Below are 22,052 nucleotides of genomic sequence, written 5' to 3'. Positions count from 1 at the left end.
CGCCCTCCCGCGATTCCGTCGGCGAGTTTCCACTCGTCGGAATGCGATAGCCGTTTAAGTGAGAAGGAAAATTGTCGCGTATGACCGACGACGCCGCCGCGAGCGACGACGACGACCGCGGCGGGTCACCCGGCGTAGACGAGGTCCTGACGCTTCTCAGCGACCGATACCGACGCCACGTCTTGGCGTGCCTCGACGGCCTCCCCGCGCCGGTCACCCTCGAAGGACTCACCGACCAGGTCGCGGGCCGGGAGTTCCAACAACCGCCGGACAAGGTGTCGATGATAAAGCGGACCCAAATCGCCACGGCGCTCCACCACACGCACCTGCCGAAACTGGAGGAGGCCGGTATCATCACCTACGACACCGACGAGGGGAAGGTGACCGAAATCACCATGGACGAACTCCTCGAAGGCTTCCTCGACAAGATTCGCCGACACGAGGGGTGAGACGGCTTTTTCGGACGGGCGCTCGGTGGACCAGACCACCGGCAGATCCTCGGCTGAGTATACCACCGGAAACGCCCGGCCGAACGAACAGTCAGCGAATGCTCGGACAAACAAACTACCAGCGAAGGCTCGGTGGAACGCCCGTCAGGGTGGGGTGAAGGGGCCGACCGGTCGGGGTCGCTGAGGGACCACTATCCGACGCAACTACGTCCGTCGGATATGTCGCTCAGCGGCCGCGAGCGGGCGGGGGCTTCAAGAGAACATCGCCACCTCGATTCTGCGGTTTGTACTCGTAGTCACGTCGAACCGGAGTGCATCGTAATTCAAATGGCAGCTATCGACTTTTCGCGCCGCAACCCCAAAGTCACTCTCGCACGTGAGACGTAACATGGCTCGAACCCAGACAGACGGCGGGCGGTCGCCGGTCGGACGACTCGTTCTCCTCGCGCTCACGTTCGCGGTCGGCTACCTCCTCGGGTCCCAGCGCGGCGGCAGGTCCGAGGAGTGGGAGGACGTCCAGAAGGAACCGACCGAAATCACTATCGACGGCGACGAGGACGAAGAGTAGCGATTGCGGAGAGGGGAAGGTGGGAGGGGAGATGGAAGCGAGGGCGAGAGGACCATCGACGAAAGCGGGCCATACAGAAGACCACCAGGAAACTATATAAGTCTTTTAGAAATAATTTTAATTGTCTTGAATATCCTTAGATATGCTTCGGTGAGCGAGCGACGGCCGTGAGCGGAGTCGTGACCGCGACCGCACGGCACCGCCACCGCGCCCCGTGCCGCCGCTCCGGTCGCGTTCGGCCGCGGCAGCACCGATACGGCCGAACGCGACCGCGGCGTCTCACCGAGCGGAGCGAGATGAGGCTCGGAAGACGCGGGTCGTCTTCCGGCGCGTCCCGTGGTCTGGGAAGATTCGCGCGGCGTGACCGAGGGGCGGCCTCCGAACGCTCCGAGGCTCAGTACCCCGTCGCGTTCCCGTCCTTCCGGGGTTCGGTCGCGCCCGAGATGACCGGCTCTCCGGACTCCAGACCCTCCAGTCGTGTAATCTGCGCGCCGCCGAACATGACCGGCGGGAGGACGCGCACGTCGTGGCCCTTCCGGGCGAGTTGCGACTGGACTTCGCCGTCGAGGCGGCCCTCGACCGCGAGCTCGCCGGATTCGCGGTAGCGCCACCGCGGTTGGTCGAGCGCGGCCTGCAAGGGCATATCGTAGTCCACGACGTTCGAGACGACCTGCACGTGGCCCTGCGGTTGCATGAACCCGCCCATCACGCCGAAGGCGGCCCAGTCGTCCTCGCCGAACTTGGCGAGCCCCGGAATCAGGGTGTGGAAGGGGCGCTTGCCCGGTTCGAGGCTGTTGGGATGCTCGGGGTCGAGCGAGAACGACGCCCCGCGGTTCTGGAGCGCGATGCCGGTGTCGCCCGCGACGAGGCCCGACCCGAACCCGGCGAACCGCGAGTTGATGAACGAGACCAGATTGCCCTCGTCGTCGGCGACGGTGAGCAGGACCGTGTCGGCGTCCTCGGCGTGCGAGTCCGGCACGCCGAAGGTCACGTCCGAGTCGGCCGTCTCGCCGATTCCCTCCGCCCGTTTTTCGGCCCACGACTCGGAGGCCAGCGGCGGAATCTCCTCGTACTCGGGGTCGGTGATGTACCGGTGGCCGTCGTGGAAGGCCCGCTTCATCGCCTCCGCGAAGTAGTGGATGCGCTCGGGCGAGTCGAGCGGATGGTCGCCCGCGCCGACCTCCTCGGCGATGTTGAGCGCCTCCAAGGCGATGAGACCCTGATTGTTCGGCGGGAGTTCGTAGATTTCCGCGCCGTTGTAGGTGGTCGAGACCGGCTCTACGAACTCCGGTTCGTGGGCCGCGAGGTCTTCGACGGTCATGAACCCGCCCTTGTCCTGAATCTCCTCGGCGATTTGCTCGGCAATCTCGCCCTCGTAGACCACGTCAGCGCCCTGTTCGGCAATCGCCCGCATCGACTCGCCGAGTCGCGGCAGGGCCATCGTCTCGCCGACCTCCGGGGCGCGGCCGTCCTTCAGGTAGGCCTCGCGGGCGTGGTCGTCGGTGAACAGGTCCTCCGCGCCGGTCCAGTGACCAGCGATAATCTCCGAGACGGGGTAGCCCTCGGTCGCGTACTCGATGGCCGGGCCGAGCGCGTCAGCGAGCGAGAGGTCGCCCAGTTTCTCGACGGTGGCCTCCCACCCGCGGGCCGTGCCGGGGACCGTGACCGCGTGGGGACCGAGGAAGGGCATTCCGGCGTCAGCGTCGGCGTCGGTCGCGTAGCCCCGCGATTCCGGATAGTACTCCGAGGAGTTCTCGTCCGATTCGAGGGCCGCCTCGACGTTCTCGATGGTCGCGTCGGCGGGCGCGCCGCCGCAGGAGCGCATCGCGCCGACCTCGCCCTCGGCGGTCCGGTAGAGCGCGAACACGTCGCCGCCGAGGCCGGTACTGGTCGGTTCCACGACGTTGAGCGCGGCGGCGGTCGCTACCGCGGCGTCGAAGGCGTTGCCGCCCTCGCGCAGAATTTCGACCCCGGCCTCGGCCGCGAGCGGTTGGCTCGTGGCGACGAGTCCGTTGGGCGCGTAGACGGTCGAGCGTCGAGACGCGAATCTGTCGGGGTTAGGTTCCATCGTCCGTGCTTCTCAGAACGCCGTCTAAAACAATCCACCGAATATATTTGGGTCCCCGCCTTTGCCGGTGGCCGTCGCGGGTCCGACATGACGGTCTCGATTTGCGTCCGCGAAGAGACCGACGGGCAGTCGTCCGACGAAGACGACGGCCACGTCTTCGGCGTCGGCGTCGCAACCGACGCGCCAGCGGTCGGAGTTAGCGCCCTCCGTCAGCCACGAGGGAGTCGTCGGCACTCAGAGCTTCGTCAACGTCCGCCTCGGCAGGCGCGGCATCGAACTCCTCGAAGACGTGCCCATCGACCACGCGCTGGAGGGGCTGCTGGCCGTGGACGACCACGCCCAGAACCGGCAGGTCCACGTCCTCGACGCCAGAGGCAACGCCTTCGCCTTCTCGGGCGAGAACTGCGACGGCTGTTCGGCCACCGCGTCCGCGAGGACTCCGGAATCACCGCCGCCGAGAACATGCTCACGGGCGAGGAGACCCTGAGCGCGTCGATTGCCGGATTCGAGGACGCGGAAGGGGAACGTGGTCGCACGACTCATCGACGCCCTCGCGGCCGGAAAGGAGGCTGGCGGCGACGAGCGGGGCCACTCCTCGGCCGCGGTCCGGGTCAAGGCCCCGAAGACCGAGGCCTACCACGACCTCCGGGTGGACTACCACGACGAGCCAATCGCGGAGCTTCGGCAGGTCTACGAGGCCGCCAGAGAGGCCAGCGAGGGCTTCAGCGAGAACTCGAAGGGTCGAATCTTCGACTGAACCGACTGAGATGCTTTTCCTTGTCGAGGCCCTACCAATCGTAATGGTCCAACAGGGGACACAGGAGGGGGAGCCGCGGAAGTCCGACGAGGCGGCGCACGCCTCGGACAGCGAGACAGCGCGCACTGCGGCCAGCAAGACGGCACACGCCGCGGCCGACGACGCGGACGAGCCGCCGCCAGCCATCGCCGTCGAGGGCCTCCGAAAGCGGTTCGGGAGCGGTCCCGACGCGGTCACGGCGGTCGATAACGTCTCGCTCGAAATCGAGACGGGGTCGGTCGTCGGCCTGCTGGGACCCAACGGCGCGGGGAAGACGACGACCATCAAGTCGATTCTCGGGATGGTACTGCCCGACGAGGGGAGCGTCCGGATTCACGGCGACGACGTGTATCGGAATCCCCGGGCGGCCTACGCCCACGTCGATGCGATGCTGGAGGGCGCGCGAAACGACTACTGGCGGCTGACCGTCCGCGAGAACCTCCGGTACTTCGCCACCATCAGCGGCGTCCACCCCGACTCGATTGCCGACCGCCACGACCGACTGCTGGAGAAACTCGACCTCGCCGAGAAGGCCGACGTTCCGGTTCGGAGCCTCTCCCGCGGGATGAAACAGAAAGTCTCGCTCGCCAGCGTCCTCGCCAGCGAGTCAGACGTGGTCTTCCTGGACGAACCGACGCTGGGCCTCGACGTGGAGAGTTCGCTGACGCTCCGGCGAGAACTCCGGCGAATCGTCGCGGAGCGCAACCTCACCGTCGTCGTCAGCAGTCACGACATGGACGTCATCGAGGACGTCTGCGACCGGGTCGTCATCATGCGCGAGGGGCGAATCATCGCCGACGACACCGTCGCGGCCCTCCGCCAGAGCTTCAGCGCGCGGGGGTACCGAATCACCAGCGAGGAGTTCGGCGAGCGACTGCTGGCCGAGTTGCGCGACCGGTTCGAGGTCACCGACGTCGAGGAGTTGGGAGACCAGACCCGCGTCGAGGTGGCGACCGACAGCGACGGGTTCTACGCGCTAATCGCCTATCTCCGGAGCCGCGACGTGACCCTCGACGCCGTCAACACGGTCGAAGCCGACTTGGAGGACGTGTTCGTGGAGCTGACGGGAGGTAACGACGTGGAACCGTCGGGAGGCGCGGAATGACGACGGCCGACTCACCGAGCGACCCCGGAGGACGCCGGAGCGCGGGCTACGCCCAACTCGCCAAGGCGGTCCTCTACCGGGAGTATCTGGTCTTCGTGCGCTATCCGGCCAACGCAATCGGAGGCATCGTCATCTCGGTGTTCTTCTTCGGCCTGCTGTTCTACGGCGGTCGGATGCTCGCCGGGCAGGCGCTGACCGACTCCATCGAGGGCATCGTCGTCGGCTACTTCCTCTGGACGCTCTCGGTCGGGGCCTACAGCGCCATCTCGAACGACATCGGGAGCGAGGTCCAGTGGGGCACGCTCGAACGCCACGTCATGACCCCATTCGGGTTCGCGCCGGTCGCCCTCCTCAAGGGGGTCGCCAAGGTGGTCCGGACGTTCGTGACCTCCGCGGTCATCCTCGGCGTGATGCTGGTCGTGACCGGGACGACGCTCCGACTCAACGTCGGGACCATCGTCGCAATCTCGGTCCTGAGCATCGCGTCGGTGCTGGGACTGGGGTTCGCGGCGGGCGGGATTACCGTCCTCTACAAGCGCGTCGGCAACTGGCTGAACCTCCTCCAGTTCGGTTTCATCGTCCTCATCTCCGCGCCCGCCTTCGATTTGGGCTGGACGAAGTTCCTGCCGCTGGCGCTCGGGAGTTCGATGCTCCAGCGGGCGATGATAGACGGGACTCGGCTCTGGGAGTTCCCCCTCGCGGAGTTGGCGATTCTCGTCGGTGTCGCGGTCGCCTACGTGGCGTTCGGCTATCTCGTCTTCCAGTACTCGACGCGGCGGGCGCGGCGACTCGGCGTTCTGGGAGACTACTGAGTTTCGACCCTGATTTTTCTTTAAGTAGTTCTGGCGACAACGGGTAGATACGAAGGACTTCTCGCGGGACCGCTCGGAAAAGGCGGTCGAGTTGATTAGCTCTCCAGCGTCGCGTCCAGCGTGATTTCCGGTCCGGCGAGCGCCTTCGAGACCGGACAGTTCTCTTTCGCCCGGTTTGCGAGTTCGTCGAAGGTGTCCCGGTCGATGTCGGGAACCTGCGCGTCCAGCGTCAACTCGATGCGCGGAATCTCGAACCCGCCACCGTCGGCCTGCTCGAGGTGGACGTCCGCCGAGGTGTGGAGGCTGTCGGCGGTGTAGCCCTCCTCTTCGAGGAAGGCGGTCAACTGCATCGAGAAGCACCCGGAGTGGGCCGCGCCGATTAGCTCCTCGGGGTTCGTCCCCTCCTCGTCCTCGAACCGGGTCGGAAACCGGAAGGTCCCCTCGATTCGGCCGCTCTCGGTCTCGAAGTCGCCGCTACCGTCTTTTCCGCCTTGCCAAGTCGTTTCTGCTTGTCTCGTGGGCATTGCCCCTCAGGGTACAATCGACGTGCATAAGGAAATACTGGCGGCGGGAGTCGGCGACTGGTGGCGAGGTCGGCGGGGGAGCGATGCGCAGAACTCCTCAGCGCTCGTGGACCCGCATCGGCATCCCGTTGCGGGGGTGCATCGTCAGCGAGGGAAGCAGGTCGAGGTCGCCCTCGCGGGTGTATTCGAGGCGGTACCGCTGTGCGGTCCGGGCGAGGATGAGTTTGGCCTCCAGTTTGGCGAGGTGCTTGCCGATGCAGTGGCGCGGGCCGCCGCCGAACGGGAAGTAGGTGAACCGCGGGCGGTCGGCGTCGCGGGTCCACCTGTCGGGGTCGAACTCGCCGGGGCGGTCCCAGTAGCGCGCCGAGCGGTGCATCGCCCACTGGGAGAGCATGATGGCCGAGCCTTCCGGAATCTGATAGCCGCCGAGTTCCACGTCCTCCTTCGCCTCGCGGAACATAGTGTAGACCGGCGGGTAGAGGCGCATCGCCTCGTCGATGACGCGTTCGAGGTAGTCGAACTGTCGCACGTCGGCCATCGTCGGCCGGTCGTCGCCGACGACCTCCTCGATCTCCTCGTGGACGCGGCGCTCGGCCTCGGGGTGCTGGGAGAGGAGATACCACGTGTAGGTCAGCGTGAGCGCAGTCGTGTCGTGGCCCGCCAGCAGCATCGTCATGACCTCGTCGCGGATTTGGCGGTCCGATTGCTCGCCGCGGTCCTGCGCCCGGAGGAGAATCGAGAGGAGGTCGTCCGGCCCCTCGTCGGTCGTCGGGTCGCCGTGGGTGCCCCGGCGCTCGGCCACGATGTCGTCGATGACGCCCTCCATCGTCTCGACCGCTTGGCGGTACTCGCTGTCGCCGGGCATGGGCAACCACTGGGGCGCGGCGAACCGGACCGGGTCGGGTTCGAAGCGCGCGCCCAGCGGCACCAGCGCCTCGCGGATGGTTCGGACGCGCCGGTCGTTCAAATCGGTGCCGAGCATCAGGTCCACGATGACCGCGAGCGTGACCTCCGTCATGTCGAGTTCGACGTTGACCTCCGCGCCGTCGGCCCAGTCGGCCAGCAGGTCGTCGTTGTGGTCCACGATATCGTCGGCGAAGTCCATCAGTCGGCCCACGTCGAACGCGGGATTGGCGAGTTCGCGCTGTTGTCGCCACGTCTGGCCCTCGCTGAGGAGCAGGCCCTTCCCGAGCAGGTCGCCGAGCGCGTCGCTCTGGAAGTCGGGCTTGCGGTACAGGTCGGCCTCCGAGACCAGCACGCGCTCGACGTCGGCGGGGTCGGTCAGCAGATAGGTCTCCAGCGGGCCGAGGTCGAAGTTGACCACGTCGCCGTAGGCCTCCTCGCAGGCCGACAGGAAGCGGAACGGGTCGCGGGCGTACCGTCGGCTACTGCCGAACAGCGGTTCCCCCTTCGGTCCGGGTGGTGACGAACTCATCACAGTACTGTTGGGCGCGAAAAGGATGAATCCAGCGGTGGTTTCGCTCGTGAACCGATGAGTGCGATTCGCGTTGTATCGCTACAACTTCGACGGAAACGGAGACTGTGACGATTTCTCGAAGCCCGTCAGCCACCCGGCGGCGGATGGTCGAGCGAGCGCCTCGGTGGTTTGTCCAGCGGACTGTCGCGCGACTGAATATGAGCCGAGAATTCAAGTACGAAGCCGGGACGAACCCTCGGCGTGACCTGACCAACCGACCCGGCGGAGTCGAGGCGGGAGCGCGGGACGCTCCGCCGGGACCGAATCGACGTTCCGTCTGTTCGATACCGACAGGGAACCTTTCGGACAACTTCTGTTGTCTTTTAGAATTCATCATCTATTTCTAAAATATATATTACTATTCTAAGGGCAACAGAAGAAGTCCGAGGCGCGTCCGACAGCGACGGCTCCGCGTCGGAACTCCGAAGGTTCAACCCCGACCAGTACTTACCTTGCCGGCAATGCGGGAAGTTACGCTGCGGATTCGCCACCACGGCGAACCCGAGAGCGACGTGAGCGCGGCCCACCCGGACGTGACAATCGAATCGGTCTCCTCGATGACGGGGAGCGCCGCCGAGCGCAAGCGAATCATCGGCATGACCGGCCCGGCCGACCAAATCGGCTCCTTCCTCGAGGACTTCGAGGCCGCCGACGCGGTGCTGGAGGTAGACCGCCTGACGCCGCTTTCGGTGCCCCGGGCCCTCGTGGCGATTACCTTCGACAGCTACCGGTGGGACAGCATCGCCCAGCGGTTGACCGACATGGGCATCCACTACCGGACCGGGACGACCATCACGGCCGGGTGGGAGCGCTGGACGCTCTACCTCGACGATTCGGACGACCTGAGCGACATCATCGCCTCGCTGGAGCGGGCGGGCAACGAGACCGACCTCGTGCGGGACGTGTCGCTGGGCGAACTCGACGGGAGCGAGCAACTCCAACTCTCGCGGGTCCTGAGCGAACTCACCGACCGCCAGCGCGAGGTGCTGGCCACCGCCATCGGACTGGGCTACTACCAGCCGAAGCGCGAGACGACCATCGAGGAGATAGCCGACGCGGTCGGAATCGCCCCGACGACGGCGTGGGAACACCTGATGCGCGCCGAGTCGAAGGTGATGACCGAGTTGGGCAAGCACCTCTCGCCGCCGCGGAACGCCCGGTCGGCGCAGGGATAAGCGTCGTCACGGCAGTAGCAGGTCTCGCACCGCCGCCGTGGTCGCCAGATTCGCCTCCGCGAGCCGGAACATCGCGCAGGCCTCGGCGTAGGGGTGTTCGGACTCGAATTTCGGGTTCGCGCCGAGCGACCAGTCGCCGATGGCGATTTCTTCGCGCGGTCGGTTCGCCAGTTCCCGCGTAATCGGGTCGTCGGACTCGGCCAGCAGGTCCCGAAGTTCGCCGAGCGCCCGCCGTTTCGTCCGGGCGACCAGCGCCATGCCGACCGCCCCGTCGGAGAACTCGCGGTCCAAATCCGCCATCGCCGACTGGAACCCCCGGGCGTGCTGGAGCGCCATCGCGTGTTCGACAGCGACGAACGCCAGCAGGCCCTTCCGGGTCCCGAACGACGGCGGGTAGGCGTCGGTGGCCGCCGAATAGCCGTTGTTGAACAACTCGTTGACGGCCCGCTCTCGCGGCCCCTCGTCGTCGGTGAAGTACCGCTCGATGGCCGTCTCGCGGTCGGGAAGGAGGTCGTCGATGCGCGCGGCGAGGCCCCGCCACGTCCGGTCGAGGTGGCCTTCGAGATCGGTCGTCTCTTCCGCACCGTCGATGGTCGAGCCGTGAGCCTCGTAGACGGACCGGGCGTCGCCGAGCCATCGCTGTCCTTCGATGAGGCTCCGGATGGCGTTCACGACCACGTCATGGTCGAAATCGTTCTCGTCAGCGTCCTCGCCGGGCACGTTGTCGGCCTTCAGCCGGGCGAACATAATTTTGCGCTCGGTTCGGTAGAAGGAGGCCAGACCGCGCCGGGGGTCGGCGACCTCGTAGGAAATCGAGGAGACGAAGCTCTCGATTTCCTCGGAGAGGACCTCGGAACGCTCCCGGAGCGCGTCGATGTCGTAGTCCTCCGAAATCGCCTTCGCCGCGGCCAGCGACCACGCCGCGCGGCCGACCCCGTACCGGAGCGTGTCGAGCGCGTCGGTGGTCGGGTCGGCACCCTCGGCCTCCGAGAGTTGGTCGCGGGCGACCTCGACGCTGTTTTGGAGGGTCATGTCGAACTCCTCCTGCTCGGAGTCCACGTCCGACTCGTCCACCTCGCTCCAAGCCTCCTCGGCCCGGTCGATGGTCGTCCGGAGGTGCTGGCGGGATTCGGCGACCGCCTCGGGCGCGACCGGGAGCGAGGAGTCCACCGTCGGAATCGACCGCCACTTGGTGCGCTGTTCGAGAACCGGGGCGGGGACGAACGTCGCGGGGAGGAACTGGTAGCCTGCGAGGGTCGCGGTGCCGCCGACCGCGAGGCCCCCGAGGAGTCGCCTGCGAGTGAGGGAGGGCATGGGAAGCGGTCGAGAATGCTCGGGGCGCGAAGAAATGTCTTGTTATCTCGTCAGTCTTCAACGTCGCCTCGGTCTTCAGTCACTCGACTTCGAGCAGTTGGAGCGCCTGCCGGATGTGAAACTTGACTTCGTCGGCCTCCTCGGCCGCGAGAGCAGTATGGAGATGTTCGACCGCTCCCTGCCGCACTTCCGACGCGTCACTCGAGTCAGTCATTGGTTGCTGTACAATCCCTGGGGACTTAAACTGCCGAGAATTACAGTAGAAATAATAATATTCTCTGATAGTAAGCGCTCGGATTTCGGGATTTTCCGAGAGGAACGCAGTCTCACAATCGCGTCAGTTCGGCACGGACGAAGAGTTGGTGAAGATACGCGCGCAAAGTATTATATTAAGCTCGTATCGTGCGAAACATCCCGGACGAGTTGACGTTCCGACTGTTTACATCTCGACTCGACGTTCGACTGCCGAGACTTCGGCTCTGGACCGCCAGGATTTTGATTCGCCACCGCCGAGACGGTTTCAGGAAAGAATCACAGGGATGTTTACGACAATTCGTTCTACAAAAGTAGACGCGCAGCGTCTACACGATGGTATCGAGCCACGCACCCCGTCCGAGAGCGATTCCGGAGGTGAGTCGTCGTGAGCGGGGACGACGACTTCGAGGAGGTCGAGAAGGACATCGCCCCCGAGGGACCGGCCGTGGACCCCGACGCCGAGGCGTCGGACTTCGTGGAGTACGGCATCGAGGACAAGCCGCCGCTCGGCGAGTCCGCGCTGTTGGGCTTCCAGCACTACCTGACGATGATCGGCGCGTCCGTCGCCATTCCGCTGGCGCTGGCGACCGCGATGGGGATGCCCGGCCAGCAGGTCGGCCGACTTATCGGGACGTTCTTCGTGGTTTCGGGCATCACTACCCTCGCCCAGACCACCATCGGGAACCGCTATCCCATCGTGCAAGGCGGGACGTTCTCGATGCTCGCCCCGGCGCTGGCCATCATCGGCGTCCTCGCGTCCAACGGGGCCGGATGGAACCTGATGATACGCGAACTCACCGGCGCGGTCATCGTCGCCGGACTGGTCGAGGTTCTCATCGGCTACTTCGGCGTGATGGGTGCGCTCAAGCGGTACGTGAGTCCGGTCGTCATCGCGCCGACCATCGCGCTCATCGGCCTGTCGCTGTTCAACGCGCCCCAAATCGTCAACCCGAACTTCGGCGGGGCCGGAACCGGCCAGAACTGGTGGCTGTTGGGCCTGACGCTGGTCCTCATCGTCGGCTTCTCCCAGTACCTCGACAAGTACCACCGGACGTTTCGACTCTATCCCGTCCTGCTGGGCATGGCGACCGCGTGGATTATCGCCGCGGCCCTCTCGGTGACGGGCGTCTACGGACCGAGTTCGGTCAGCTACGTCGACCTCGGTTCGGTCGCCAGCGCGCCAGCGGTTCAGCCAATCTACCCCCTCCAGTGGGGGATGCCCGAGTTCACGCCCGCGTTCGTCGTCGGCATGATCGCCGGGATGCTGGCCTCGGCCATCGAGAGCTTCGGCGACTACCACGCCGTCGCCCGGATGGCGGGCAAGGGCGCGCCGAGCAAGAAGCGCATCAACCACGGCATCGGGATGGAGGGCCTCGGCAACGTCTTCGCGGCGGTTATGGGCACCGGGAACGGCTCGACCTCCTACACGGAGAACGTCGGCGCGATCGGCATCACGGGCGTCGCCTCGCGCTACGTGGTCCAAATCGGCGCTGGCGTGATGATTGTGGCGGGCTACGTGGGCTACGTCGGCCAACTGTTCGCCACCATCCCCGCGCCAATCGTCGGCGGCCTCTACATCGCCATGTTCGGCCAAATCGCGGCCGTCGGCCTCTCGCAACTCAAGTTCGTTGACCTCGACAGCAACCGGAACGTCTTCGTCGTCGGGTTCGCGCTGTTCGCGGGCCTCGCAATCCCGACCTACATGGGCAACGTCGCCGACGGCGCGGCCGGGTTCCAGCAGGGGATGGCCCAGGTCCCGATTCTGGGGGCCGTCCTCGGGAGCGAAGTCGTCGCCACAACCCTCTTCGTCATCGGTTCGACCGGGATGGCGGTCGGCGGCATCATCGCGTTCTTCCTCGACAACACCATCGAGGGCACGGCCGAGGAGCGCGGCGTGACCGAACTCGCGGAGATGTCCGAGGACGAGAGCGACTTCCAGTCGTTCTTCGACCGGTATCGGTCCTCAGACGCCGAGGAGCGCGCACCCGGCGCGGACTAACCGACTCTTTTTCCACCCCGCGATTCCAACCACCGAGCGATGACTGCGCTCTCCGAGGCGGTCGGCGACGACGAAATCCGCGAGCGCCTGCCGCTCAGAACCGGCGGGGCCGTCGCGCTGACCGACGACCACCTGCTGGTCGCCGCCGACGACGAAGTCACCAGAATCGCGCTCGACGACGTGGCCGAGGTCACCATCGAGGCCTTCGACTGGTTCCTCGCGGTCCTGAGCGTCCTGCTGGTGGGCTACGGCCTCTACTCGATTCCGAGGAACGCGCTCCTCGGGGTCGCGTTCGCGGCCTTCGGCGCGGGAAGCCTCTACTGGACTTACCGCAAGCGCGGCAAGGCCCGCATCGCGGTGGCCGACCGCCCGAAGCCGATTTCGGTGTTCCCGGCCGACACCGAGGCGTTCGCGGACGCCCTGGAACCGCTCCGGGCCGAGGCGGGAACCGAGAACGAAGTGAACGGAGGAAGCGAGGTGGACGGGACGAACGAAGAAACCAATTCCGAGTGAGAAGGAAACAAATGTGTTTGTCTAAGACCCTTTTATAATTTTTATCTAAATATATATATATATATGTATGTATGTATGTATATATATGTATGTATGTATGTATATACATATGTATGTATGCGAGTTCGCGTTACGACTTCGCCTGTTCCTCTGACTGAGAATCCGAAACGGGGCTCTTGCGTAACTGTTTGACGAGGTTGAGGTGCATGAGATGGAGATGCATCCCGATGCCGAACAGCAACAGCCCCATCCCGACGAAAATCAGGGGTAGAAGGATAGCATCGACGGCGCTCGCCACCGAATCGAGGTTGTAGGGCAACCGTCCGACTACGGCGATGGCGAACGCCGAGACGATGACGCCGAGTCCCACCTTGACGAACCGAGAGTAGCGACCGACCTGCTCTATCCGTCCCTCGATGTCCTCGGTACTCGGTGAATCGCTGTCTGCCACCATACACGGCACAACGGGACCGACCTACATGGGTGTCGTGGCAGTCTCCCGGTCGAAACGAGAGCGCAGTTCACGACCGAACCCAGACTGACACGGCGTGGTCGCGCCCCGACTGCGACGGCGAAGCAGTTCCGGCAGAAGTCTCGGCAAAGCTACTTTGGGCGTGAGCGTCAAAGAGTAGGCAATGGACGACGGTGACGACAGAAAACGCGGCCGAGACGACCGCGGCGCTCTCCTGACCGACGTGTTGGACACCTCGGAGGTCGGCACGTTCATCCTCGACAGCGACTTCGACGTGGTCTGGTGAAAGACGCACACGGCCTAACGTGGCGCGGACTCGTGCTACAAGGGGCGAAAGCACTCGACACCGAGGAACCATTAGAGTAGGACAGACGGCCTACCAAAACACGCATCGAAAGATTGAGCGAACGCGATTCCTCCCCGCCGTAAACGGCGGGGTATCCTCGCTACCGCATCTATGAGTCCGCCGCGAAACCCGAGAGCTATTCTAACTCCGAGCGGGGGTGAATCGGCTCCTCGCCGTGGACCAACCGGCCGCCCTTCCGACCGTTCGACACCGCCAGCGCCTCGGCCACGACCGAGAGCGCGATTTGGGTCGGGTCGCCCCCGCCGAGGTCGAGGCCGACCGGGGTGGCGATGCGCTCGGCGTCCTCGCCCGTAAGTTGCACGCCCGCCTCGGCGAGGTCGGCGCGCATCTCCTCGAATCGCTTGCGCGGCCCCATCACGCCGACGTAAGGCACGTCGGTCGCCAGCAGCGACGTGAGCGCCAGTCTGTCGGCCGCGAAATCGTGGCTCATCAGGACGGCGTAGGTGTCGGCCGAGCGCGAGACGACCTCGGCGAGTTCGGGCGGGCGCGTGGCGACGACTTCGTGCGCCGACGGGACCTCCTCGGGGCCGTCCCGCCCGTCCTGCGGGACGGCCACCGTCACGCGAAATCCGGCCTCGCTGGCGAACCGAGCGACCGGTCGCACGTCGCCGTCGCCCCCGAAGACCAGCAGTTCCGGAACCGGTTCGAGGCCGTCCACAGATATCTCGGCGGTTCCGCGCTCGGTCTCGACGCGGAGGACTTCTGAGCGCCCCGCCGCGGCGAACTCGCTGGCCCGCTCCCGAATCTCGGCGAGGAGGTCGTCGGGGAGCGCGGGGCGGGCGTCCGTGGCGGGAACAGAAGCGCCGTCCTCGCAGACCACGGCGCGCACGCCGATTTCCGCGTCGGGGTGGCCGCCGCCGACCACCGTGAGGAGGGCCACGCGCTCGCCCTCGGCGAGGCGCTCCAGCGCGGGCCGAAAGCTCTCGTCGGCGGGTTCGACCAGCACGTCCACGACGCCGTTGTAGCCGAGGCCGAGGCCCAACGACTCGTCCTGTCCCGTGAGGTCGAAAGTCTCGCAGACCGGGCCGTCGGCCAGCGCGCGCTCGGCGAGGGCCGCGAGCGGGTCGTCACGAGAGTCAGCGGCGGGGTCGAGGAGTCGCTTCGCGCCGGGGCGTCGGTAGGCCGACCCCTCGACGCCCGCGACGGTGGCGACCGCGAGGCGGGCCTGTGAGTCGGGCGCGGAACCGGCGTCGATGGCGTCTCGGAGGGTCTCGCGGACCGACAGCGCGCTTGCGCTCCATTCGTCGGTCTCGTCGGTCATGGCTAGTGGTGGCGAATCTGCGTATTTAGGTGTTGGCGTGGGGGAATTAATGTAAACTCTCCAATAGAAACCCGCTTCTCCAAGTCGTTATCACCCATCGGTCCGACAGGTTTCGTCATGACGGACGATTCGGATTCGCAGTACCCTCACTCGGAACTGGTCGAAGACGCCCGCTCGCTGGCGACGACGCTGGAGGACACCCACCCGGACCCCTACGCGGGACACGGCGGCCGGGTGGCCTTCCACCGGAACCTCGAAGCGCTCGTCCGGGCGATTCCGGACGATGGCGAACCGGTCGAAGCGTTCTACGAACGCGCCGCCGAGTTCGTAGCGACGGTCAGAGACGTACACACCGGCGTCAGCGCGCCGGATTCGACCGGTGACGGCCCCGACGGTCGGCTTCCGGTCGGGGTCCGCGTCGTCGGGCGCGACCTCTACGTGGACGAAGTGTACGACGAGGCCCACACGGACCTCCTCGGAGGCCGAGTCGTATCCGTCGAAGGCGTGCCGACCGCGGACCTCGAATCGCGTGCAGCGAGCGTCGAGAGCGCCGAAAACGAGTACGGCGACCGCCGGAACGTCGGGAAGATGCTCGAAGACGTTGCGCCGCTCCGGTACCTGCTGGACTCGGCCCCCACCGCGCCGACGGTGGTGGTCGAGGTGGAGGGCGGCGAGCGCGTCGAGCGTAAATTGGAGCCAGTCGAGTTGGAAGAAAGCGACGGCCCGGTCGAGACGCTGGCGACGAGCGTCGAGCGACCGGAGACCGCGGGCGAACCGGCCTATCGGTTCCTCGACGACGCGCGTTCGACTGCGCTCCTCGTGCTTCCGGACATGCAGCTCTACCGGGAGAACGTCGAGATGATGGCGGGAATGGGCCACGAACGCGCCGACGAGATGGCCCGCGACGTGTACCGCGAGACGGTCGGCGAACCGGTGCCCGACGATAGGGACGACGTGCTGGCGGGGATTCCCTCGGCGACCGAGGTCCTCACGGAACTGGTCGAGGAGATGGCAGACGCCGGGACCGAGACGCTGGTGGTCGATACCCGGGACAACGGCGGCGGGAACTCGGCGCTGACCTACATCCTGACCTACCTCCTCCACGGGTGGGACGGCATCGGCGAGGCCGTCGCCGACCACGTCGCAGTACCGAAGGATTCGGAGTTGTACCGCCAGCGATACGGCGAGGAGGGAGCGGTGGGCGAGACCGACAATCCGGCCGGGTTCGACTTCGAGTCGTACTTCGCGCGGGGGGACGCCGACCGACAGGTCGAGCAACTCCGCGAGAAGGCCCGACTCTCGGCGACCTTCCGCGAGGAGTTCGAGTCCGGCGACCACGAGGGGTACTTCGCCCCCGAGAACGTGGTCGTGGTCACGTCGGCCGCGACGGCCTCCGCGGGGACCGAACCCGCCTTCCTGCTCTCGAAACTCGGCGCGTCGGTCGTCGGCGTCCCCTCGCTTCAGGCACCCAACAAGCCCCGCGACCTGCTCCGGGACGAACTGCCCAACACGGGACTCGACTACTGGGTGTCGTTCCGCCACGTCGAGTTCTGCCCCGACGCCGAGGATGGGAGCGTCTTCGAACCGGACGTGGAACTCACGCCAGCGCAGTTCGAAGACCTCGACCGCACTGGCGACGCTGGCGTCCGGTTGGCGCTGGCCCACGCCGACAGCGAGGTCGATAGCGACGGGATAACGCAGTAGCAGATATAGGATTGTTTTGCTGTCTTTTGAACGTACTTTTGTTTTCTAAACACGATTAGTAATTTACTTCCCACGTCCGGCGCGTACTGGCGCGCTCTTTCATGAGCGCGCCGAACCGCGCGAGGGACGACCGAGTGAGCGAAGCGAACGAGGGAGGAGGTTGGGGAGGCGTGAGGCCCGTGCTCGGTGGAGCTTTCCACCGGCAAACGCCCGGCGACTCGTACCCCGCGTTTGGGTGGATGAAGGGGCCGGTCACGCGAGCGAAGTCTTGCTGAGCGAAGCGAAGCAATGGCTCGGAAGACGCGGTTTGTCTTCCGGTGCGAGTGTGACCTCGGAAGTCACGGCCCGCGCAGGCCGAAGGCCGAGCAGGAATGTCTTCCGGTGCCCGCTCGCGGCCGAAGGCCGTGGTCGCTCCTCGGCCGTTATCCGAAGTCGGGCGGTGCGGAGAGTCTGAGGATATGCCGAGGAGCGACCGCGAGCGGGCGGGGGCTTCAATAGACGTTCACGGCCTCAGTTGCTGTCGAATCGGTCTCGACGCGGAGTAACTGGACCGGGACTTCAGAAGACCGAACTCTCGAAACCAGAATGTGGTCCCGAATCCCACGGCTCGAACCGCGAACGTAAAGATATATCCGTCGCTCCGTCGCTAATCCCGGCATGGAACTCGCAGGAAAATCCGTCCTCGTCACCGGCGGGGCGGGTCTCATCGGAACCCATCTCAGCGAGTCGCTCGCCGAGGAGAACGACGTGCTGGTCGCCGACAACTGCTCGAAGGGGAACCGCGAGTGGGTCCCCGAGTCGGTCGAGTTCGCCGAGTGCGACCTCACCGACGAGGACGACGTGGCCGAGGTCGTCACCGAGGACCTCGACATCATCTTCCACCTCGGGGCGCTCTCGGACGTGAACCGGGGCGACCACCGCCGGGTGTTCGAGGAGAACAACGCGATGCTGTACAACCTGCTGGAGCGCATGGACGAGGTCGGCCTCTCGAAAATCGCCTTCGCGTCCTCGTCGGCGGTCTACGGCGAGGCCCCGCGCCCGACCCCCGAGGACTTCGCGCCGCTCGAACCAGTCAGCACCTACGGCGCGAGCAAGTTGGCGGGCGAGGGCCTCCTCTCGACGTACGCTCACTCCCACGACTTCACGACGTGGATGTTCCGCTTCTCGAACGTCGTGGGGCCCCACCAGCGAAACAACGTCATCTCGGACTTCATCGAGAAACTGCTGGAGGACCCCGAGAGCCTCACGATTCTGGGCAACGGTCGCCAAGAGAAGTCCTACCTCCACGTCGAGGACTGCGTGGCCGGAATGCAACACGTCGTAGAGAACACCGACGAGCCGACCAACCTCTACAACCTCGGGACCAGAACCACCATCTCGGTGACTCGCATCGCCGAACTGGTCAGCGACGTGGTCGGCTGTGACCCCGAGTTCGAGTACACCGGCGGCGACCGGGGTTGGACCGGCGACGTGCCCAAGATGCGCCTCTCCATCGAGAAGGCCAGCGCAATCGGCTGGTCGCCCGAGCGAGAGAGCGCCCAAGCGGTCCGAACCGCGGCTGAGCAGTTGTACGAGGAGTTGGCCTGACCGGAAGGAGTTGGCCTGACCGGAAGGAGCTGGCCCGACCAGAAGGGGTTGGTCCGACCAGAGAGGCGAATCGAACTCTCGAATCCATTAAGCTCAGTCCAACCCGATTCTTCGCGTCCGATTCTGTCGTTCCTAACCCGTCTCAGACCGGTCTTAGCCGGATTTCAGATTCGTGAGTCAGCCACCGGCGAGGCTAAGCACGCGATAACAATACTGTCACGGAGAGAACGTGAATTTGCTTCGTGACAGCTATGTTCGATGCGACCTCGCTCGACCGCCGCCGGTTTCTGGCCGCGGTCGGAAGCGCCCTCCCCGCGACTGGTGTCGCCGCCTCTCGCGGCGACCAGAAACGGGCCGACAGCGACGACTCCCGGACCGACGACGACCACTCCGAGTCAGCAGACCCGGAGTCGGAGTCCGACAATCGCAACCCGCCGGACTGGCGGATGAAGGGGTTCGACCGGACGAACGCGAGCCACCACCCCGACCTGACCGGTCCCACCGACCGCGCCCGAAAGCGGTGGCGGCGCGACGAGAAGGTAGACGGCCTCGTCGCGGCGGACGGCCTCCTCTACGCCAACACCGAACGCGACGTGGTCGCGTTCGACGCCGAGACCGGCGAGGAGGTCTGGCGAACCACGGTCTGCGACAACGCGACCAGCCAGAATCTCGTCTGGCCGCCCGCAGTCGCCGACGGTCGGGTCTTCGCCAGCACGTTCGCCGAGACGCTCTACGCGCTCGACGCCGAGACCGGCGAGACGCGCTGGGAGTACGGCCTCGAAGACGACTGGGGCGGTCGCATCCTCGCGGCCGACGCCGACGCCGTCTACGCGACCGACGACGCCGACCGGGTGTTCGCGGTGGACGCCGAAACCGGCCGCGAGCGCTGGGAGTACTACCACCACGTCACGCTCCCCTCGACGCCAGTCGTCGCCGACGGGAGCCTCTATCTGGGGTACGCCGACCGGTCGAAGCTCCGGGCGGTCGAGGTCGGCACCGGAGACCCCCGGTGGCAAAACTCCGGCCCCGACGACCAGTGGGTGGAAGCGATGACCGTCGCGGACGGCACCGTCTACGCCGGGTGGGGCCTGCCCGGCGAGGAGCGCGGGTATCTGACCGCAATCGACGACGAGACCGGCGAGGAAAAGTGGCGGTTCCAGACCGACCAGATGGTAGACACCGAACCCGCGTTCGCAGACGGGACGCTCTACGTCCACACCGGCGGGTGGCTCCGCGCGGTGGACGCCGAGACGGGCGAGTTGGAGTGGCGCTTCGACACCGAAGGGGCGGTAGACAAGGACTTCTACCACAGCAACGAGCCGCCCGCCGTGGCCGACGGCACGGTCTACGTCGGTGGATACGACGCAGTCGTCTACGCGCTCGACGCCGAGACCGGCGACCAGCGGTGGTCCTACGCCTTCGGGCAGGAGTCCCCGCTCTTCGTCGCGCCGGTCGTCCACCGAGAGACTCTCTACGTCGGGAGCGAGGGCCTGCTCGCGCTCGGCGAGGACGGCGACGACTCGGTCACGGCGGCGTTCGAGGCCGACCAGTACAGCGCCGACGAGGACAACACCTTCCAGATGGGGGAACCGGTCGAGTTGGAGGCGCTGACCTCGCGCGGCCCCATCGCGGAGTACGAGTGGGACATCACCCCGGAGGAGGGCATCGACGCCCGCGGCCAGCGCGTCGAATACACCTTCCCAGAGCGCGACGACGAGTTCGTCACCCTCCGGGTACGCGGCGACGACGGGCAGGTCGATGCGGTCGAGCAGGAGTTGAACATCGTGCCGTGGGAGGACTGAGGGCGGCGACCGGCAGTCGTCGGTCGCGCTCGGTCGGCGGGCGATTCCCCGTCCGTCAGATTCGTTCGTTCGCTGAGTCGTTTGTCCCTACTCGTGAAGCCCGCCGACCTCGGCGTAGAACGACGACTGCAACTGGTCGGCCATGTCCTCCTCGCGGTCGATTCTGGCGTCGATGACCGTCGGCACGTCGTTGTCCCGCCCTTCGCGGAGCGCCTCAGCAAGCTCGTCCGGGGTGGTCGCCCGAATACCCTCAGCGCCGAAGCCCTCGGCGACTTTCACGAAGTCGGTGTCGTGGAACTCGACGCCCGCGATGTCGCCGTCCTCCTCTTGCATCTGGCGGACCATCCCGAGGCTGGTGTCGTTCAGCACGACGAAGGTGGGCGCGACGCCCTGCTCGACCGCGATTTCGACGCTGGTCATCGTCATGGTGAACCCGCCGTCTCCGGCGACGCCGATAACGTCCTTGTCGGTGGTGAGCGCGGCCGAGACCGCGGCGGGAGTGGCCCAGCCCATGCCGCCGACGCCGCCGGACCCGAAGTAGGTCCGGATGCCGGGCGTCTGGAGGTAGTTCAGCAACCAGAAGCGGTTGTTGCCCGAGTCGGCGGTGACGATGGTCTCCTCGTCCACGACGGCCTCGATTTCCTTGACCGCGCGCTGGGGCTTGATGGGGGCGTCGTCCGACTCGCACTTGGGGTCCGAGAACGAGTCGCGGGCCTCCGCGGCGCGGTCTCGCGCCCAGTCGTTGCTTCCCTCACCTGCGTCAACCAAAGCCTGTAGACTCTCTTTCGCGTCCCCAATCAGGCCCACGTCGGCGGGGTAGACCCATCCGGCGTTCCGGGTGTCGATGTCGGCGTGTACGATGGTCTGCTCGTCGGGGCGGATGAAGCTCGGGGCCTGCCAGTTGGTGTCCATCGGGTTCATCCGACAGCCCGCGACGAGGAGCGCGTCGGCCTCGCTCACGACCTGATTCGCGCCCTCGTGGCCGAACGACCCGATGACGCCGCCCGCGAGGTCGTGGGTCTCCGGAATCGTGGACTTGCCCAGATAGGAGGTCACGACCACCGCGTTGTAGGCCTCGGCGACTTCCCGCAACTCGTCGTAGGCTTGGGCGGCGTGGACGCCGTTCCCGGCGACGATGACTGGGCGCTCGGCCTCGGCGAACTCCGCGGCCGCTTGCTCAACGTCCTTCTGGGTCGGCGCGGAGTCCCAGTTGCGGACCTGCTCGTCGGCGTCCCAGACCGGCGGCGTCGGGTCCTCGGGCATCTCCTCGGTGATTGCGTCGCCGTCGAAGATGACCGCGGTCGGGCCGGGGCGGCCCGCGGTGGCGTGCTTGAACGCCAACTGGACGCTCCGGAGCGTCTCGGTCGGCGAGCGCGGGAACCAGTACTCCTTGGTCACGGCGTCCAGAATCTTGGGGAGTTCGAGGCCGCCGTAGTCTCCTCTGGACTGCTGGTAGGGCGCGAGCGTCGAGTAGTCGCCGCGCTCGCTGGCCTCGGTCAGCGCGACCATCGGCGACGAGGACAGGCGGGCCTCCATCTGGCCGATGGTGCCCAGACTGCCGACCCACGGCCCCTGCCCGGCGAGGACGCCGGGCTTCTGTGTCAGCCGACCGTACATCTCGGCCATGACGCTTCCCTCTCGCTCGTCGCGCGGCCGGACCACGTCGATGTCCGACTCGGGGAGTTCGTCCAGCAGTTCGATGACGCGCCCGCCGGGGTAGCCGAAGACGTACTCGACGCCCAGTTCTTCGAGGGTGGCGACGACCGCCTCGTTAGTCTCGGTCATTGGCCGAAGAGACTCGGGC

At 66.2% G+C, this 22,052-nt stretch carries 19 protein-coding genes and 1 pseudogene; 12 read left to right on the top strand and 8 right to left on the bottom strand.

The features are described from left to right. Nucleotides 1-80 precede the first annotated feature (80 nt). Both EPL01_RS10555 and EPL01_RS10550 read left to right on the top strand, forming a co-directional pair. On the top strand, nt 81-449 hold the full coding sequence (locus EPL01_RS10555) for a DUF7344 domain-containing protein (RefSeq protein ID WP_135825226.1): 369 nt from the start codon (nt 81-83) through the stop codon (nt 447-449). Nucleotides 450-837: 388 nt separating this feature from the next. Next, nucleotides 838-1,017: a hypothetical protein gene (locus EPL01_RS10550; protein ID WP_135825225.1), complete on the top strand. Its 180-nt coding sequence runs from the start codon at nt 838-840 to the stop codon at nt 1,015-1,017. Nucleotides 1,018-1,411: 394 nt separating this feature from the next. Here the strand turns inward: EPL01_RS10550 and EPL01_RS10545 are convergent, their stop codons facing one another. Beyond that, nucleotides 1,412-3,085: a gamma-glutamyltransferase family protein gene (locus EPL01_RS10545; RefSeq protein WP_135825224.1), complete on the bottom strand. Its 1,674-nt coding sequence runs from the start codon at nt 3,083-3,085 to the stop codon at nt 1,412-1,414. Nucleotides 3,086-3,338: 253 nt separating this feature from the next. Between EPL01_RS10545 and EPL01_RS10540 the strand changes: the two are divergent. The 3 genes and pseudogenes from EPL01_RS10540 to EPL01_RS10530 form a co-directional block, all read left to right on the top strand. Further along, nucleotides 3,339-3,842 (top strand): annotated as a pseudogene (locus EPL01_RS10540) (DUF1028 domain-containing protein); the annotation flags it as partial. A 43-nt stretch (nt 3,843-3,885) separates the two neighbouring features. Then, the gene (locus EPL01_RS10535; RefSeq protein ID WP_135825223.1) at nt 3,886-4,986 is read left to right on the top strand and encodes an ABC transporter ATP-binding protein; all 1,101 of its coding nucleotides are present in this window, start codon (nt 3,886-3,888) and stop codon (nt 4,984-4,986) included. Beyond that, nucleotides 4,983-5,798 carry an ABC transporter permease gene (locus EPL01_RS10530; protein ID WP_135825222.1) on the top strand — a complete coding sequence of 272 codons (816 nt, stop codon included), beginning with the start codon at nt 4,983-4,985 and terminating at the stop codon, nt 5,796-5,798. The genes EPL01_RS10535 and EPL01_RS10530 overlap by 4 nt, the downstream gene beginning before the upstream one ends. 95 nt (nt 5,799-5,893) lie before the next feature. Here EPL01_RS10530 and EPL01_RS10525 read toward each other — a convergent pair whose 3' ends face one another. Next, nucleotides 5,894-6,322, bottom strand: a complete 429-nt coding sequence (locus tag EPL01_RS10525) for an OsmC family protein (RefSeq protein ID WP_135825221.1) — start codon at nt 6,320-6,322, stop codon at nt 5,894-5,896. Nucleotides 6,323-6,419: 97 nt separating this feature from the next. Beyond that, nucleotides 6,420-7,757, bottom strand: coding sequence for a cytochrome P450 (locus tag EPL01_RS10520; protein WP_135825220.1), 1,338 nt, complete (start codon nt 7,755-7,757; stop codon nt 6,420-6,422). Between the two features lie 503 nt (nt 7,758-8,260). Between EPL01_RS10520 and EPL01_RS10515 the strand changes: the two genes are divergently transcribed. Beyond that, entirely contained in the window at nt 8,261-8,974 is a 714-nt protein-coding gene (locus EPL01_RS10515) for a helix-turn-helix domain-containing protein (RefSeq protein WP_135825219.1), read from the top strand. Nucleotides 8,975-8,980: 6 nt separating this feature from the next. Here EPL01_RS10515 and EPL01_RS10510 read toward each other — a convergent pair whose 3' ends face one another. After that, the gene (locus EPL01_RS10510) at nt 8,981-10,288 is read right to left on the bottom strand and encodes a hypothetical protein (protein WP_135825218.1); all 1,308 of its coding nucleotides are present in this window, start codon (nt 10,286-10,288) and stop codon (nt 8,981-8,983) included. A gap of 79 nt (nt 10,289-10,367) precedes the next feature. Next, nucleotides 10,368-10,502: a hypothetical protein gene (locus EPL01_RS22475; RefSeq protein WP_281275364.1), complete on the bottom strand. Its 135-nt coding sequence runs from the start codon at nt 10,500-10,502 to the stop codon at nt 10,368-10,370. Nucleotides 10,503-10,928: 426 nt separating this feature from the next. Between EPL01_RS22475 and EPL01_RS10505 the strand changes: the two genes are divergently transcribed. Further along, on the top strand, nt 10,929-12,542 hold the full coding sequence (locus EPL01_RS10505; protein WP_135825217.1) for a uracil-xanthine permease family protein: 1,614 nt from the start codon (nt 10,929-10,931) through the stop codon (nt 12,540-12,542). A gap of 39 nt (nt 12,543-12,581) precedes the next feature. Beyond that, nucleotides 12,582-13,055: a hypothetical protein gene (locus EPL01_RS10500; RefSeq protein WP_210424124.1), complete on the top strand. Its 474-nt coding sequence runs from the start codon at nt 12,582-12,584 to the stop codon at nt 13,053-13,055. 130 nt (nt 13,056-13,185) lie between these two features. Here the strand turns inward: EPL01_RS10500 and EPL01_RS10495 are convergent, their stop codons facing one another. Further along, the gene (locus tag EPL01_RS10495; protein ID WP_135825216.1) at nt 13,186-13,509 is read right to left on the bottom strand and encodes a hypothetical protein; all 324 of its coding nucleotides are present in this window, start codon (nt 13,507-13,509) and stop codon (nt 13,186-13,188) included. Nucleotides 13,510-13,690: 181 nt separating this feature from the next. On the opposite strand from EPL01_RS10495, the gene EPL01_RS22470 reads away from it, so the two are divergent. Continuing rightward, the gene (locus tag EPL01_RS22470; protein ID WP_281275363.1) at nt 13,691-13,813 is read left to right on the top strand and encodes a hypothetical protein; all 123 of its coding nucleotides are present in this window, start codon (nt 13,691-13,693) and stop codon (nt 13,811-13,813) included. 196 nt (nt 13,814-14,009) lie between these two features. On the opposite strand, the gene EPL01_RS10490 is transcribed toward EPL01_RS22470, so the two are convergent. Beyond that, on the bottom strand, nt 14,010-15,155 hold the full coding sequence (locus EPL01_RS10490; RefSeq protein ID WP_135825215.1) for an XdhC family protein: 1,146 nt from the start codon (nt 15,153-15,155) through the stop codon (nt 14,010-14,012). 117 nt (nt 15,156-15,272) lie between these two features. On the opposite strand from EPL01_RS10490, the gene EPL01_RS10485 reads away from it, so the two are divergent. The 3 genes from EPL01_RS10485 (at nt 15,273) to EPL01_RS10475 (ending at nt 20,248) form a co-directional block, all read left to right on the top strand. Beyond that, the gene (locus EPL01_RS10485; protein WP_135825214.1) at nt 15,273-16,859 is read left to right on the top strand and encodes a S41 family peptidase; all 1,587 of its coding nucleotides are present in this window, start codon (nt 15,273-15,275) and stop codon (nt 16,857-16,859) included. 657 nt (nt 16,860-17,516) lie between these two features. Next, on the top strand, nt 17,517-18,446 hold the full coding sequence (locus EPL01_RS10480) for an NAD-dependent epimerase/dehydratase family protein (protein ID WP_135825213.1): 930 nt from the start codon (nt 17,517-17,519) through the stop codon (nt 18,444-18,446). A 251-nt stretch (nt 18,447-18,697) separates the two neighbouring features. Continuing rightward, complete coding sequence (locus tag EPL01_RS10475) at nt 18,698-20,248, top strand: outer membrane protein assembly factor BamB family protein (RefSeq protein WP_168215866.1); 1,551 nt, start codon at nt 18,698-18,700, stop codon at nt 20,246-20,248. Between the two features lie 87 nt (nt 20,249-20,335). On the opposite strand, the gene EPL01_RS10470 is transcribed toward EPL01_RS10475, so the two are convergent. Continuing rightward, nucleotides 20,336-22,033 carry a thiamine pyrophosphate-binding protein gene (locus EPL01_RS10470; RefSeq protein WP_135825211.1) on the bottom strand — a complete coding sequence of 566 codons (1,698 nt, stop codon included), beginning with the start codon at nt 22,031-22,033 and terminating at the stop codon, nt 20,336-20,338. Between the last annotated feature and the right edge of the window lie 19 nt (nt 22,034-22,052).

The organism is Halorussus ruber, assembly GCF_004765785.1.
GTDB classification, from domain to species: domain Archaea; phylum Halobacteriota; class Halobacteria; order Halobacteriales; family Haladaptataceae; genus Halorussus; species Halorussus ruber.
Note: the sequence above shows the minus strand (reverse complement) of the source record. Positions and strands in the feature narration are given on the sequence as shown.

Bases quoted from the DNA above. Each gene is read 5' to 3' on its own strand.
- EPL01_RS10500 (WP_210424124.1), top strand. From the start codon at position 12,582: ATGACTGCGCTCTCCGAGGCGGTCGGCGACGACGAAATCCGCGAGCGC.
- EPL01_RS10525 (WP_135825221.1), bottom strand. From the start codon at position 6,322: ATGCCCACGAGACAAGCAGAAACGACTTGGCAAGGCGGAAAAGACGGT.
- EPL01_RS10490 (WP_135825215.1), bottom strand. From the start codon at position 15,155: ATGACCGACGAGACCGACGAATGGAGCGCAAGCGCGCTGTCGGTCCGC.
- EPL01_RS10515 (WP_135825219.1), top strand. From the start codon at position 8,261: ATGCGGGAAGTTACGCTGCGGATTCGCCACCACGGCGAACCCGAGAGC.
- EPL01_RS10555 (WP_135825226.1), top strand. From the start codon at position 81: ATGACCGACGACGCCGCCGCGAGCGACGACGACGACCGCGGCGGGTCA.
- EPL01_RS10530 (WP_135825222.1), top strand. From the start codon at position 4,983: ATGACGACGGCCGACTCACCGAGCGACCCCGGAGGACGCCGGAGCGCG.
- EPL01_RS10480 (WP_135825213.1), top strand. From the start codon at position 17,517: ATGGAACTCGCAGGAAAATCCGTCCTCGTCACCGGCGGGGCGGGTCTC.
- EPL01_RS10545 (WP_135825224.1), bottom strand. From the start codon at position 3,085: ATGGAACCTAACCCCGACAGATTCGCGTCTCGACGCTCGACCGTCTAC.
- EPL01_RS10535 (WP_135825223.1), top strand. From the start codon at position 3,886: ATGGTCCAACAGGGGACACAGGAGGGGGAGCCGCGGAAGTCCGACGAG.
- EPL01_RS10550 (WP_135825225.1), top strand. From the start codon at position 838: ATGGCTCGAACCCAGACAGACGGCGGGCGGTCGCCGGTCGGACGACTC.
- EPL01_RS10470 (WP_135825211.1), bottom strand. From the start codon at position 22,033: ATGACCGAGACTAACGAGGCGGTCGTCGCCACCCTCGAAGAACTGGGC.
- EPL01_RS22475 (WP_281275364.1), bottom strand. From the start codon at position 10,502: ATGACTGACTCGAGTGACGCGTCGGAAGTGCGGCAGGGAGCGGTCGAA.
- EPL01_RS10495 (WP_135825216.1), bottom strand. From the start codon at position 13,509: ATGGTGGCAGACAGCGATTCACCGAGTACCGAGGACATCGAGGGACGG.
- EPL01_RS22470 (WP_281275363.1), top strand. From the start codon at position 13,691: ATGGACGACGGTGACGACAGAAAACGCGGCCGAGACGACCGCGGCGCT.
- EPL01_RS10520 (WP_135825220.1), bottom strand. From the start codon at position 7,757: ATGAGTTCGTCACCACCCGGACCGAAGGGGGAACCGCTGTTCGGCAGT.
- EPL01_RS10485 (WP_135825214.1), top strand. From the start codon at position 15,273: ATGACGGACGATTCGGATTCGCAGTACCCTCACTCGGAACTGGTCGAA.
- EPL01_RS10475 (WP_168215866.1), top strand. From the start codon at position 18,698: ATGTTCGATGCGACCTCGCTCGACCGCCGCCGGTTTCTGGCCGCGGTC.
- EPL01_RS10510 (WP_135825218.1), bottom strand. From the start codon at position 10,288: ATGCCCTCCCTCACTCGCAGGCGACTCCTCGGGGGCCTCGCGGTCGGC.